The following is a 15,337-nucleotide window of genomic DNA, read 5'->3' as shown; positions in this document are numbered from 1 at the left end:
CGAATATAATTATTGCCATGATGAAAGCGCGGCCATGGTAAATTTTTCACCACGAAAACTGAGCACCACCTGTTGTGGTTGTATTTCATGCAACAAGAGCTCACGCGCAATATAATCTCCCTCGTAGCGATCTCGACCATTGACGCGCACCCAACCTTGACCATCACTGGCATAAATATGCATTTCAAACGCCAGTGCAGGTACCGAGTCTTGGATCCAAGTTGGCATTTGGCTTAAGGGCGCTAAATCGCTCGGCGGCGTTGCGGTTGTGGTTGGGGAGTTTTCAATTGCCGTGGTTTCAGCAATGGCTGATTGAAAACTGGCCAGTAACTCATCTGAAACGCCTTCGCTGGCTTCTAGCACAAAATTTGTTGTAGGCTTAGTGTCTGTGTTTGTTGGCGCTGGTGTTGCTGTGTTATTTTCAGTGACCTCAAGTCTACTGCTTGACCTATCGGTACTACTATTGTTCTCTGTCGCAATATTTTCAAGCGCAGCGCTTTGCCCTGGCTCGTGGTTCACTTGCAACTCTGTGTTTGCAGTTATCGGCTGCGCACTAGTATCATCTGAGCCACTATTAGTTAGCTTGCTTTGCGATTTCTCGACCTGAGCGGCACTTGTTAATGGTACGCTAGCAGTCGTTGCTGGTGCTGATTGCTGATGACTGGTCAATGGCGGTGTGCTTAATCTATTGCCATTAATAAGCTGCGCACCCCACCACATGCCCATAGCTAAAAAAAGCGCTAGTAATGTCACACCAGCGCCTACTTTAAGCCATGCACTTTGCCACCATGCTTGGGTATGAAATTCATCACTAAGTGCATCCCGTGCTGCTTGTCGAACAATTTTCCCATTAACCACAGCATTATTACTGTTATAGGCATTCATTAACGAGCGCTCAGCTAATAAGTTCATTAAGCGAGGTATGCCATTGCAGGTTTTGTGTATGGCCTTGATGGCACTTTTATCAAAAATATTACGAAAACACTTGGCTACCGACAACCTGTGCTTTAAGTACTGTTCGACTTCTTGCTTATTTAACGGTAACAAATGATAGCGTGCGGTGATGCGCTGTGCTAATTGTCGTAAATCTCTACGCTGTAGTAATTGCTGTAATTCCGGCTGACCAATTAATATCACTTGCAATAGTTTTTTGGTATTGGTCTCTAAATTAGTCAATAAACGCAATTGCTCCAACACTTCTGGCTGCAGGTGCTGGGCCTCGTCTATGATCAGCAAGGTATTAATATTACTTTCATGATTTTTAAGTAATTTTTGCTGTATTTTATCGGTTAAGGTTTTTAAGGTTGCCCCAGTTTTTCGGTAACGAATTTTTAATTCGTCACACAATGTTGCCAGCAGCTCTTGGCTAGATAACGTTGGATTTAGAATAAATGCGGCTTGGGTATTTTCCGGCAAATTGGCCATTAAACGGCGGCTAATGGTGGTTTTGCCCGTGCCAACCTCGCCGGTGAGTAGCACAAAGCCGCCGGTATCGCCTAAGCCGTAAGTTAAATGATTTAGCGCCTCACGATGGCGATCGCTCATAAACAGGTAGTCGGGGTTTGGCGCAATGGAAAACGGCTTTTCTTCTAGACCAAAATAACTTGTATACATAGGTAATCTTAACTAATGAATTAACAGTATCGAAATTAACCTGAAGACGATGATATGTCAAAACGCAGCGAATATTTATGCTAAACTTGCGCTGATTTTATCGCTATATTATTGACTTGTCGGGGTTTACGCAGCTAATGAAAAACTTAACAAAACAATTAAATTACTTTTTAGTTGGCGGCGCTGTCCGAGATGCTTTACTGAACCGAGTCGCTGTTGATCACGACTATGTGGTTGTAGGGGCCAGCGTTGAGGAAATGCTTAGCCGTGGCTTTTTGCAAGTCGGTAAAGACTTTCCGGTATTTTTACACCCTGAAAGTAAACAAGAATACGCTTTAGCGCGTACGGAAAAGAAATCCGGCCAAGGCTATAGCGGTTTTGCCTGCTATGCTGCCCCTGATGTAACCCTTGAGCAAGACTTACTGCGCAGAGACTTAACCATCAATGCCATGGCAAGGGCGAGCGATGGCACCATTATCGACCCCTACCAAGGGCAAAGCGATCTAAAAAAACGCATTCTACGCCACGTTTCACCGGCTTTTGTTGAAGACCCGCTTAGGGTACTGCGTGTTGCCCGCTTTGCGGCAAGGTATCATGAGTATGGTTTTGAAATTGCCCCTGAAACCTTGCGCTTGATGACTGAAATTAGCGAAAGTGGCGAGTTAAGCACACTTTCGGGTGAACGCATTTGGCAAGAAATGCAGCGCAGCCTGACTGAGCCCCATCCGGCAGTGTTTTTTCACACCCTTGAACAGTGCCACGCGATACAAGCACTGTGGCCTGAGTTACAGACCTTATCAACAGATATGAGCTCTCATAACTCGCACCATAACGACCTTAGTATTCAAGGCACTATGAGGGCACTAACACAAGCGGTATTGTTATCGGAAAAAACCACCATAAAGTTTGCCTGTGCTTGTTATGACTTAGGCATGACAACAGCACAGTCAACAAACTCAGTTGAGACTTCAGTTGCAAATGATGTACAGAGCAATATCATCGAGAACTTTTGTCAGCGCATGCGCGTGCCTAATGCATACAAGAGCTTGGCAATTAAAGTTTGCCAATTTCATCTGCAGATTGATAATGCCTTAGAATTAGCACCACAAGTATTATTATCACTCTTTACGCATCTTGACGTGTGGCGAAAGCCAGAGCAATTTGCCGATGTTTTACTGTCTTGCCAAGCAATATTTACCGCTCGCCTAGACGCTAACAACACCAGCTACCCGCAACGAGACTTTCTGTTAAGCGCCTCTGATCTGCTGGCTCAAGTCACGGCACAAAAGTTTATTGCGCAAGGTATGCAAGGTGCTGCGATAAAAGCAGCCATCACACAGCAACGACTTATTGAGTTAAGCCAGTTTCAACAACAGTTTATTGCACAACAGCGCGATAGTTAATGAAATTGCTGAGTAGGTAAGAAAGTTAATTGCATAGCGCTGTCAGCTCAAGGTTAAGGCTTAAAGTGAGCGTTACGCAAAACACAGTTATGAATTGTTTTGCATTTAGTTACGCCAAGGCGACTTGCACAAACAGAGAAAACAATAGCGCGTTAGGCAAAGCATCCGTTACCCGCTTACGTGCAGGAGTTAATACTTTTGCTAGCGATGTTATTACAATAGCTCGAAAACGCGTATCATAAAAAAAGCCATATCAATTGATATGGCTTTGTAAACTAAACTTTAGTTAATTTAAAAGTTATAAGTTGCTTTAACGTAGTAGTAACCACCGTTGTAATCAAATGGACCACTTTCGTAGTATTGTGCACCAAGCACACCGTAAGAGTCTGCTGGTAGTTTTTGCGCTTTTTGGTCGAAAATGTTATTCGCCCCTGCTGATAAAGTAATACTATCATTTAAGAAGTAGCTTACTTCCGCATCAACGGTTACCGCTGAGTCAGCAATTTCATTCCAACAACCGATAGCACAATCATCATCCGCATGGGTAGCAAAGTATTCACCAAAGTAGTTCACACGCACAAAGCTGGTTACGTTTTCCCAAGATTGAGAAATGGTAAAGGTGGCTCGGTGATCTGGCATACCTTCTTCTAAGCGATGCACTTTACCTTCACTGGTTGTTGCTTCGTTGAACTTATCAACTGTGGTTTCATTCCAGTTGTAGGCTAATGATAACAAGGTATCACCCCCTAACAGCTCCATGGTGTAGTTTGCAACAACATCAACACCTTGAGTGGTAGTGTCAAAATCATTGGTAAAGTAAGTTACCGCTGAAATCAACTCTGGGTTAACAACACCAAGTGCTTCAAGTGCAGCATGATCTTCTGCTCGTACTGAAATTTGACTTGACTGCGCTAAACGATCCGTAACTTCGATATTGTAGTAATCGACAGTAAAGAAGAATGCACCATCTTGATAAACTAAACCACCTGCAAAACTGCGTGACTCTTCTGGAGTCAATTCTTCACCGCCATAAAATGACGATAATGGATTAGTCGGCGGCGCTAGGAATGTTTGTATTAAATTACCATTAACAATCGAAGTCTGTGTGTTAGTCACGTTCGCTTGACCAACCGTTGGTGCTCTAAAGCCAGTACTGTGAGAGGCTCGAACTGACACTTCATCATTAACAGTATATTGCGCGGTTAATTTATAGTTAGTGGTGTTACCAAAAGTGTTGAAATCTTCATAACGCACCGCACCACCGACTAACAAGTCTTCGGTTAATTGTGCTTCAACATCAACATAAGCCGCAACATTGCGTCGATCATTACGACCTTGCGTTTCTGGGCCAAAGCCTTTAAAACCATGTGAACCTATGTTGAAGCCTTGGTCTGCGTAAATACCCGCTTTCCATGACGCTTCTTCGCCCGATACTATTTCAAAGCTTTCTTCACGCCACTCTATACCCATAGCCACATTAACCAGCTCATCAAGGCCCATTTCAATGCCTTTGACTAAGTCAAAGTTAAAGGTTTTTTCCATTTGGATATAACTACCGGTTTGAAAGTCGACCGGTGTTTCTAAACCTAGTGACGGGTTTAAAGAGTTTTTCAAATTGAATTTCGATTCATTACGACCTACTGAACCGGTTAAATCAAAAAACCAGCCTTCAAGCATGCCGCTATTAATGTCACCTTTGGTACCAATAGTTAATGAGGTATCAGTAATATTGCCACCAAATTGTGGTGTGTAACCACCGGGCATAATTTGGTTCATTGAGAAACAATTAGGATCTGCAACCATAGCTTGATAATCAGGCGAGTCTAAAACATTACCAACATTGGCAGCAACATTTGATGGCGTTAATGGGTTGTCTGCCGTTGCATTTGACCAAGAACAACTGGGTACGCCTGTAGTCGCTAAACCAACATCACCTACCAATAATGTTTCACCACCATCAATTGAGAAGACATTGCCACGGTTGTGAGGGTTACGATAATAAAAGCCACCGGTAACATCACGCTCTGAATAGTTACCAAACATGTAAAACTCTTTATCATCGCCTAAATCTAAGCCAACATTACCAAACAAGGTAATATCATCTTCAATTTCTGGATTACCCCAGATTTGGGCTGGATTTTGAATTGAGCTATTGCCCGCGGCAGCAATTGCGGCTGCATCTGGACGTTGAACACTACGACTAGTGGCATCAGCATTTTTTAACTGGAAACTTAAGTTGGCAAAGCCATCTTTAGTAAACGGTAAGCCTACGTTACCGTCGATCACGGTAGAGTCACCGTCACCTTCATAATAAGAGCCTTTTCTTACTGAGATTGAACCGCCATCAGCATCGTCTTTTAAAACAAAGTTCATCACCCCAGCTATAGCATCTGAGCCATATTGTGCGGCAGCACCATCGCGCAGTACTTCCACTTGTTTTAATGCCGCACTAGGAATAACCGAAATATCAGGGCCTTGAGCACCATCATTGATACCACCACCTTGGAAGGCAATAACCGAGGCACGGTGACGACGCTTACCATTTAATAATATTAAGGTTGAGTCTGATGGCAGGCCACGCAAGTTAACAGGTCGAATCAAAGATGCGGCATCACTGATCGGCTGTGTACGCGCGTTAAAAGATGGGATTGCACCAATTAACATATCTAACATATCTGATGAGGCATTTTTGCCAAGTTCATCACCACCTATGATATCAACGGGTACCGGAGATTCTGCGACTGAACGCGGTGCTGAGCGTGAACCAACAACGGCAATGCGTTCAATATTTTTTGTTTTGGCTTCTGCCTCGCCTTCGGCGGCAAAGCTAGGAGCAGTTCCTAGTGCTAGCCCCACGGCAAGGGCTATCGTACCTGTGCGAAATGTTGTAGACATGTATTACCTTCCTAATATTTTTAATATGATTTTTTCATCGTCATTTTTTTTATAATTTTGCCTTTGACATTTTATGCAGAACGACTAGAGGTCTGTAGCTAGTTATATGCTGCTTGCTGTTAAGGCTAGATTATTTATAAAACAGCTTGCTAAGCTTTACAAGTAGTGATTTTTTCGTTTTGTTAGCACAAAGTTAACAAAATGTATTGCTATGCAAAGTGAGTAGAGACAAGGAATTAACCGAATTAACAAATGTAACCAAGCTGTAACTACTATTTTATCTGCGCTGTAGCAAATGATTCAAACAAAGAGAGTGCGAAATGATTCGTATAATAGACGTGCTAAGCTTGCATAAATAGTCGAAAAAAAAACTTAAAAAAAATTGAACTTTTTTGAAATTGACTTTTTTATCGTCAATTATATTGATTAAATCATTAGAAATTATGCTATCGAGGTACGAATTTGACCAATAATGTTAACATTCGTCATAGGTTTAGCTCAGGTAAGCCATTAAATATTTAAAAGCCCCAAACATTTTGGGGCTAAGCTATCAGCATGTGGTTTTAATCGGCGGCTAATACCGTGGCATTCACTTCGCCAAATCCAATGCGCACGGCACCTGGCTTTTGACACCAAGCTTTCATAATCACGCAATCACCATCGACTAGGAAGGTTCGCGTTTCACCGTTTGGCAAGGTGATCGGCTCAGCGCCTGCATTTGACAACTCAAGCAGTGAGCCCGCTTCTTCAGGGTTTGGCCCTGATTGCGTACCACTACCAAACATATCGCCGGCCCGTAAATTACAACCATTAACCGTATGATGCGCTACCATTTGCGCTATGGTCCAATAAGAGTCTTTAAAGTTAGATTGTGACAATTGCACAGGCGCTTGCTTAGCATCTCGCATCGCTGCGGTTTCCAGCAACACCTGCAATTGCATATTTAACGCGCCAAGCGCACGATTATGACTTGACTCTAAATAAGGTAAAGGTTGTGGGTCGGATGCCTCACGAGTCCATTGCTCACGAAAAGGTGCCAACGCTTCTGAGGTAACAATCCAAGGTGAAATTGTTGAGGCAAAGCTTTTTGATAAAAACGGCCCTAAGGGTTGATATTCCCACCCTTGAATGTCACGGGCAGACCAGTCATTAAACAAACAGACACCAAATACATGATCATCAGCGTCATCAATGCTAATCGGTGCGCCTAAGTCATTACCCTTACCAATAAAAATACCCACTTCTAATTCATAATCTAAACGCTTACATGGGCCAAATGAAGGCTCTGTTGCCGTTGGCGCTTTAGTTTGCCCTTTAGGGCGCTTAAAATCACGGCCAGACACTTCAATTGATGATGCACGGCCGTGATAACCAATTGGCACCCACTTGTAATTAGGTAATAACGGGTTGTCAGGACGAAACTTACTGCCCACTGAGGTTGCATGGTGAATTGAAGTATAAAAGTCGGTGTAGTCACCAATTTGACAAGGCAGTGCGTATTCAACATCACTTTGGGCTACTAAGCATGACGTGATATCTGCTTGCATGCTAGAGCCTTGCGCTAGTGCTTGTGACAACGCCAGACGTAATGCACTCCAATAACGTTTACCCATCGCCATAAAGTCATTTAATTGCGCTTTACAACACGCAGCTAATGCATCTTGTGCATCGTCGGTAAATAGGCCTAATGCATGTAATGCTTTTAAATCAACAATTTGCTCACCAATGGCCACACCAACGCGAAATTCCTCACTGCTGCCTTTGCGCTTAAAGCTTGCAAACGGTAAATTTTGAATGGGAAAATCACTATGCTCGATATTAGCGGAGCTAACCCAGCTGGTTAACTTTGGATCATGGGTTTCATTGAGTAAATTGGGTGTAGTCATGGGCTAAACAACTCCAGAAAGAAAAATAAAATGACAATTAGCCCATAGTATAACAAGCGTTACGACAATGGCTATGGCAATAAAATATACTTGATTATCAACTGTCAACAATATGTTGCAGCAAAGACTTTACAGGCTAAGTTCCCAGTATTGAGCATCAAAAAAAACTGACCAAGACACAACAGCCTTTGTTGTTGGAAAAATACGCAAAACACTATCACCGCTTCGTAACTTTTGCTAGAATGCCGCCGTTTTTTATTAGAATTAAAAACAATATCACCGCTGTGAAACTCAGCGCTACTTTCAATCTACAGCTCCTGACTTACTATCAGGCTCGCTCAATGGGTCAATAACACCATGAATAACATCACAGTTTGTGCACTATATAAATTTGTGCGTTTAGAAAACTTTGCCGATATTAAACAACCGTTACTGCAAGTGATGACAGATAACGCCGTCAAAGGTACTCTGCTTTTAGCCCTTGAAGGCATCAATGGCACCATAGCAGGGCCGCAAGAAGGTATCGACGCGGTTCTTGCGTTTATTAATAGTGACTCTCGCCTAGCAGGCGTATCAACCAAGTCATCATTTCATCAAGAAAACCCATTTCAACGCACCAAGGTGAAGCTGAAAAAAGAAATCGTCACTATGGGCGTGCAAGGCATAGACCCTACTTTAACGGTCGGCACTTATGTTAAACCAAAAGACTGGAATGCTTTGATCAGCGACCCTGAAGTATTACTTATTGATACTCGCAATGATTACGAAGTAGAAATAGGCACCTTTGAAAATGCCGTCAACCCAAATACCGAAACTTTTCGCGAATTCCCTGAGTATGTCGCTAAGCATTTAGATAAAAACAAACACAAAAAAGTCGCAATGTTTTGTACTGGTGGTATTCGCTGTGAAAAATCAACAGCCTATCTAAAAGAGCAAGGTTTTGAAGACGTTTATCATCTAGAAGGTGGCGTATTAAAGTACCTTGAAGAGGTACCAGAACAAGAAACCATGTGGCAAGGTGAATGCTTTGTTTTTGATGGCAGAGTCGCAGTAAACCATAACTTAGAGCGTGGTCAATACGATCAATGTTTTGCCTGTCGATACCCAATCACTGAAGCAGATAAGCAAAGTGAACATTATGTGCAAGGGGTCAGCTGTCCGCGCTGTCACGACAAATATACTGATGAGCAACGTAGTCGTTTTCAAGAGCGTGAAAAGCAAATTAATCTCGCGAAAGCCCGTGGTGAAGAGCACATAGGTGGTGAAATTCAGCAAATAATCACTCAGCGTCGCGCCTCAAAAAGCGCAGAAAAACAAGCGCAAAAAACATAAGACATTTGATTGAGCACTAAGCAATGGCTATGGAGCTAAAAAGGCTGCTACTTTTTTCTTAACACAAATAAGTAGCCAATGATATCAATGGTTAACAATCGCCCGCTCACTCAGCGGGCTTTTTTATGTACAGGAAGTACGGTATCCGCGGGTACATGGATGTACAAGAGCGGGCATGTACAGGAAGTACGGTATTCGCGGGTACATGGATGTACAGGAGCGTGCATGTACAGGAAGTACGGTATTCGCGGGTACATGAATGTACAAGAGCGTGCATGTACAGGAAGTACGGTATTCGCGGGTACATAGATGTACAGGAGCGTGCATGTACAGGAAGTACGGTATTCGCGGGTACATGGTCGCTCTATGACAATATACGCCAACAAAAAAGGCCTGCAATTAATTGCAGGCCTTTATTATATGGTGCCTTGACCCGGAATCGAACCAGGGACACGAGGATTTTCAATCCTCTGCTCTACCGACTGAGCTATCAAGGCATAATTTTATTTCGCCAATAAAGCAAATGCATTCATTGGCAAAGAGGCGACATAATATAGTGATTTGTTCATGCTCGCAAGCCATTTTATTGTCTTGCTCTGTATTAATATCAAATCACATTATTTTGCTACTGTTTTTAAGATCTTAATAATGAATATCTAGCGTTCCCTGCACGCGCAATAAAAAAGCCAGTAACATTACTGGCTTAATTTAACTGGCTTTACCGCAGTGCCTTAACTAAATATCGCTTTAATTATCCAGAAGAAGATAATAGAAAGACCTGCACCTACGGGCAATGTGATCACCCAAGAAATAACAATATTACGCACTACGCCTAAGTTAATGGCGGCAATACCGCGCGCCATACCCACACCTAATACAGCTCCCACTAATGTTTGCGTGGTAGATATAGGTAAGCCCGCTCCAGAGGCAATCACCACAGTACAGGCGGCAGCTAATTCTGCGGCAAAACCTCGACTCGGCGTTAAGTGGGTAATGCCTTTACCTATGGTGGCAATAACGCGATGACCAAATATGGCTAAGCCAGCTACAATACCAAAACCACCTAAGGGTAAAATCCACCAAACGAGTTCGGCTTTTTTAGCAATTTCGCCACCATGGTCAACAATACTTACAACGGCAGCTAATGGACCTATGGCATTAGCGACGTCATTTGAGCCATGAGCAAACGCCATACAGCAAGCTGTGACCACCATAAGTACCGCGAATACTTTTTCTACGTTGGCATAATGAGTGTTTTTTTCGGCTTTATCATCAAACTGCAGTTGGTTGATAAAGTACTTTCCAACCAAAGCCACCACAACGGCAACAATAAAGGCCAGATAATAACCACCAGCACCGGCAATCTCAATGTTGTAAAAACCTAAATTAATATTGTCTAAACCAATATGCTTAAGGCCTTTTTTAATGGTTACTAAAGATAAAACAAAACCTGCCAAAAACATATAAAACGGCACATAGCGCTTGGCTTGTTCAAGCGGCTTATCGGTATCAAAAATAAGCTTTTGCGCACTATTAAAGATCACAAAAGCAATCACACCTGATATTAATGGCGTAATTATCCAACTACCAACAATACCGCCAACTTTAGCCCAAGCCACAGTATCTGCGCTGACACCTAGTGCCGCAAAACCAATAATCGCACCAACAATAGAGTGCGTGGTTGATACCGGCCAGCCTAAAATTGACGCCACTAATAACCAAGTTGCCGCCGCTAATAACGCTGAAATCATACCAAAGACCAAAAGCTCTGGGATATCAACAAATAATGTCGGATCAATGATACCTTTCCGTATCGTTGAGGTGACTTCACCACCGGCTAAATAGGCGCCAGCGAATTCAAATACCATCGCTATAATGATAGCTTGTTTAATTGTTAGGGCTTTTGAGCCAACTGAAGTGCCCATGGCATTGGCAACGTCGTTTGCACCTATACCCCAAGCCATAAAAAAGCCGACAATAGCGGCGATCATGACTAATGTTGAGCCATGCGTGAGTAAAATTTCCATGAATAAGCCTTATTTTCTAGCTAAAAGAATTTCTAAACGCGCGCCAACACGTTCGGCAAGATCAGCTAAGTCGCCAACCCAATCAATGATTTGATATAAAAACATGACATCAACGCAGTTTAAATCCTTCTCAATCGTTAAAAGATCTTTGCGCAGTTTCACTTGCATATCATCGGTATCATCTTCAATGTCATCAAGCTGACCAATCATTTTATTGATTAGTTCTACTTCACGACCACGAAAGCCGGTTTCTAATAAACCATCCAATTCATTGATGGCATCAGCGGCTTTTTCAGCAGCGTCTATGCTGCGAGCAAGGTAAGCAAGAAAAGGGGCTTGTAATTCTGTTGGTATGGTTAATTTGCGGCCAAAAATGCGTCCAGCGATATCTTTGGCACGGTTGGCTATTTTATCTTGTTGGGTTAATAGTTCTAATAAATCTGCACGTTCAATCGGCATAAAAAGACCGCCTGGCAGCTCTAAACGTATTTCCCGCTTTAAGTCATCAGCATCGCGCTCTAACTTTGAAATTTTAGTACGTATTTTGCCGGCGCTACTCCAATCTTCTTCGGTAACAGCGGCGAAGAATGGTACTAGCTGGTTGCAGCATTTATATACAATACGGATATGTTTTTCTAGAGGTTTTATTGGCGATTTTGCAAATATGCCGAGTATGGAGTTTCTGGCCATAATTAATTTCCAGGAGCTTTTGCTCTTTGTTTTTTATTCGCCGCGGATATTAAAGCATTTGAACATTAATTCAAAGGCTTTATCACAACAACACGGCCCATTATCGAGTAATTTTTTCGTATCCATTCATTGTTCTGACATTCTTATAGTAGCCAATCAAGACTTACTATGGCAAACCAATCACAACAAATAATAGTACTGAGTTAGTTAGAGTATTGCCTGTACATCTTCTGGCGTCGTATGACGCACCACTTTACCTTTAACAAAATAAATAATGTACTCGCAAATGTTTTGGCAGCGATCGCCAATACGCTCTAACGCGCGCGCCGACCAGATCACACTCATCACTTGAGGGATAGAGCGTGGATCTTCCATCATATAAGTCATTAATTGCCTCATCAGGGCTTCATATTCTCTGTCTATTTTGTCATCACTTTTATGTGTTTTTACCGCTGCATCAAGATCCATTCGAGTAAAAGCGTCTAAAGTGGCTTGCAAAAACGTTAGTACATGCCGGCCTAAATTGTCTAGGTTAGCTAACAAGTCTTTATGCTGTGTGGTTAAACTTTCTAAGGTGACATTCGCTATTTTCTCGGCTTCGTCACCGATACGCTCTAAATCGGTAATGGTTTTAACAATCGCCATCACCAACCGCAAATCACCAGCAGCAGGCTGACGTTTCGCAATAATACGGGTGCATTCATCATCAATACTGACCTCGGCACTGTTCACTAAATAATCATTTTGTATCACTTGCTTGGCCAAGGCTTCATCGGCATCACACACTGATGTTAAGGCATCTGTGAGTTGTTTTTCGACTAGCCCGCCCATGTGCATGACATGATTAATGATGCGCTCTAAGTCTTCATTGAATTGGCCTGATATATGACGACCAATATTTAAATTATCCACGTTGTAATCCCCTGTTTATTGTCAGTGATTCGTTTAACCGTAACGGCCAGTAATATAATCTTCTGTTTTCTTTTGCCTAGGCGTCGTAAACAGAGTATTGGTGTCACTATATTCAATCAAATCCCCCATATACATAAAGGCCGTTTGATCCGACACCCGTGCCGCTTGTTGCATATTATGGGTGACAATCACCACAGTAAACTGCTGCTTTAAATCGTTAATGAGCTCTTCAATGGTCAAGGTTGAAATGGGATCCAATGCTGATGTAGGTTCATCTAACAAAAGTACTTCTGGTTCAATGGCAATAGCACGCGCGATCACCAAGCGTTGCTGCTGCCCCCCCGATAGTCCTAAGGCGCTTTCGTGCAGCCTATCTTTAACTTCATTCCATAACGCCGCGCTACGCAATGACGTCTCTACGGCCTCATCGAGTACCCGACGATTATTCTCGCCTGTAATGCGTAAACCATAAACGACATTTTCATAAATTGACTTGGGAAATGGGTTCGGCCGTTGAAATACCATCCCCACTTTACGTCTTAGCGCAGCAACATCGGTATGACGATGAAATATATTTTCGCCATTAAGCTTGATTTGTCCCGTTATTTTACAACTATCAACCAAATCATTCATACGATTAATACAACGTAACAATGTTGACTTTCCACAACCACTGGGGCCAATAAAAGCGGTGACTTGCCCCTTAGGGATCGACATAGAAATATTTTGCAGCGCTTGTTTGTTGCCATAATATAAGTCTAAGTTTTTAATTTCCAACGCCACTTGTTCCGGCGAAAGATTATTAAGATCGAGCTTAACATTGTGTGCTGATAAATTTTTGGGGGTAACAGAAATCATAGTGTTCTCTTTAAATCTTTCTCATAAGCTGGGCAGTAACTCCCATGCATCTGGTAAATTTCAGTATATTGTCTTGGTTAACTTAGTGCTCTAACAGACGATATTTTTCGCGCAAGCGGTTTCGAATCGAGACCGCGGTCATATTTAACGCCACAATAATACTTACTAACAATAATGCCGTGGCATAAACCAATGGCCGAGCTGCTTCAACATTCGGACTTTGAAAGCCAACATCATAGATATGAAAGCCTAAGTGCATAAATTTACGGTCTAAGTGCAAAAATGGAAAGTTACCATCAAGCGGCAAGTTGGGTGCCATTTTCACCACCCCCACCAACATCAAGGGCGCAACTTCGCCGGCAGCACGCGCAATTGCTAAGATAATGCCGGTCATGATGGCTGGACTGGCAATCGGTAAAATAATGCGCCATAGGGTTTCTGCTTTCGTGGCACCAAGTGCTAAGCTACCGTGACGCATCGCCGATGGAATGCGTGATAAACCTTCTTCGGTTGAAACGATCACCACAGGTAAGGTCAAAATTGCCAGGGTGATTGCAGACCACATTACCCCAGGCGTGCCAAAAGTGGGGCTTGGCAGGGTTTCTTGGTAAAATAACTGATCTAAACTGCCGCCCACCATATAGACAAAAAAACCTAAACCAAACACGCCATAAACAATGGACGGTACGCCAGCAAGGTTGATCACCGCAATACGCAATAGCTTGGTCAAGGCATTGTTGCCGGCATACTCATGCAGGTATATCGCCGCCATTACCCCTAACGGCGACACTATCACTGTCATCAGCAAGACCATTAACACTGTGCCGAAAATCGCCGGAAAGACGCCACCTTCTGTGTTTGCCTCGCGTGGGTCATCGGTCACAAATGCGGCGACTTGACTGAAAAACAATTTTAATTTGCCAAAAAAGCTGAGTTGATTATTAAAGGTAACTTGTAAAACATCTGCCAAATTAATGTTAACTTTCTGGCCGTCCATTGCACGCACAACAATTTGGTCGCGCGCGACTTGTTCGCGTAATACCAGCAACTGACGCTCTAAGACTTGGTATTCTGCTTGCAACTTGCTGACGTTACTGCTGATTTCTTTTTGTAATTCATCAGTTAAAGTGCCATCAAGTTTATGTTTGCGCTCTTGTAAACGAGCCCGTTCGATCTGATAGTTAATTGCACCAATATCGCTAGATTGTAACCTTGCTATTTGTTTTTGAAAGGCACTAACTCGCGCCAGCAACTCAGGCATCTTATCTAAACTCACCGATTGGCCATCAAGAATAATATCATCGATATAGCCGTAGAAATTACCGTTAGTACGACGTTCAATCACCACTAATGCTTCGGGTAATAAGGTTTCATTAATTTGTGGCACTAAAATCCAGCGAAAGTCTAAGCTTACCAGCTCGCGGTTACCGGTCTTAATTAACAATCGTTCTATGGTCTTTGTTATTGGGTCGATATTTAGCTCAAGGTGCGCTAACTGCGCGACCGGTATACTTTCCCTGTCATAAATTTCACCGATCACGGTTAAGTTTTTACCATCTGCAGCCGTCATTTCGAACTGATATAAGTCCGCCGGCCAAAAATAACTTAAACCACGCGAGGCAATTAACCAAAGTAAACCTAAAACCGATATCAAGCTAATGCTAACGCCACCTGCTGACAACCACACCCAAGGCGCGCCAGATTTAAACCAATTATTCAT

The 15,337-nt window shown here is 42.8% G+C and carries 10 protein-coding genes and 1 tRNA gene; 2 read left to right on the top strand and 9 right to left on the bottom strand.

Going from position 1 to position 15,337, the window contains the following annotated elements:
• Positions 1–9: 9 nt before the first annotated feature.
• Positions 10–1,614, bottom strand: coding sequence for an AAA family ATPase (locus B6K83_RS04630; RefSeq protein WP_085283731.1), 1,605 nt, complete (start codon positions 1,612–1,614; stop codon positions 10–12).
• Positions 1,615–1,751: 137 nt separating this feature from the next.
• On the opposite strand from B6K83_RS04630, the gene B6K83_RS04625 reads away from it, so the two are divergent.
• On the top strand, positions 1,752–3,017 hold the full coding sequence (locus B6K83_RS04625; RefSeq protein ID WP_085283729.1) for a multifunctional CCA addition/repair protein: 1,266 nt from the start codon (positions 1,752–1,754) through the stop codon (positions 3,015–3,017).
• A gap of 291 nt (positions 3,018–3,308) precedes the next feature.
• On the opposite strand, the gene B6K83_RS04620 is transcribed toward B6K83_RS04625, so the two are convergent.
• Together B6K83_RS04620 and fahA are read right to left on the bottom strand one after the other, a co-directional pair.
• Positions 3,309–5,912, bottom strand: a complete 2,604-nt coding sequence (locus B6K83_RS04620; protein WP_085283727.1) for a TonB-dependent receptor plug domain-containing protein — start codon at positions 5,910–5,912, stop codon at positions 3,309–3,311.
• 563 nt (positions 5,913–6,475) lie between these two features.
• On the bottom strand, positions 6,476–7,798 hold the full coding sequence (gene fahA, locus B6K83_RS04615; RefSeq protein ID WP_085283725.1) for a fumarylacetoacetase: 1,323 nt from the start codon (positions 7,796–7,798) through the stop codon (positions 6,476–6,478).
• Positions 7,799–8,155: 357 nt separating this feature from the next.
• Here fahA and trhO point away from each other — a divergent pair, with 357 nt between their 5' ends.
• Positions 8,156–9,130: an oxygen-dependent tRNA uridine(34) hydroxylase TrhO gene (gene trhO, locus B6K83_RS04610; RefSeq protein ID WP_085283723.1), complete on the top strand. Its 975-nt coding sequence runs from the start codon at positions 8,156–8,158 to the stop codon at positions 9,128–9,130.
• 421 nt (positions 9,131–9,551) lie between these two features.
• Here trhO and B6K83_RS04605 read toward each other — a convergent pair.
• From B6K83_RS04605 to pstA, 6 genes are all read right to left on the bottom strand, one after another.
• A tRNA-Phe gene (locus tag B6K83_RS04605) sits at positions 9,552–9,627 on the bottom strand.
• Positions 9,628–9,861: 234 nt separating this feature from the next.
• Positions 9,862–11,157, bottom strand: coding sequence for an inorganic phosphate transporter (locus B6K83_RS04600; protein ID WP_085283721.1), 1,296 nt, complete (start codon positions 11,155–11,157; stop codon positions 9,862–9,864).
• Between the two features lie 9 nt (positions 11,158–11,166).
• A complete protein-coding gene (locus B6K83_RS04595; protein ID WP_085283719.1) occupies positions 11,167–11,847 on the bottom strand; it encodes a TIGR00153 family protein in 681 nt (226 codons plus the stop codon).
• Between the two features lie 207 nt (positions 11,848–12,054).
• Positions 12,055–12,759, bottom strand: a complete 705-nt coding sequence (phoU, locus tag B6K83_RS04590) for a phosphate signaling complex protein PhoU (protein ID WP_085283717.1) — start codon at positions 12,757–12,759, stop codon at positions 12,055–12,057.
• A 33-nt stretch (positions 12,760–12,792) separates the two neighbouring features.
• The gene (gene pstB / locus B6K83_RS04585) at positions 12,793–13,617 is read right to left on the bottom strand and encodes a phosphate ABC transporter ATP-binding protein PstB (protein ID WP_085283716.1); all 825 of its coding nucleotides are present in this window, start codon (positions 13,615–13,617) and stop codon (positions 12,793–12,795) included.
• An 82-nt stretch (positions 13,618–13,699) separates the two neighbouring features.
• Positions 13,700–15,337, bottom strand: a complete 1,638-nt coding sequence (gene pstA, locus B6K83_RS04580; protein ID WP_085283714.1) for a phosphate ABC transporter permease PstA — start codon at positions 15,335–15,337, stop codon at positions 13,700–13,702.

Source organism: Colwellia chukchiensis (assembly GCF_002104455.1).
GTDB lineage: Bacteria > Pseudomonadota > Gammaproteobacteria > Enterobacterales > Alteromonadaceae > Cognaticolwellia > Cognaticolwellia chukchiensis.
This window is presented reverse-complemented; position numbering and strand designations above follow the sequence as displayed.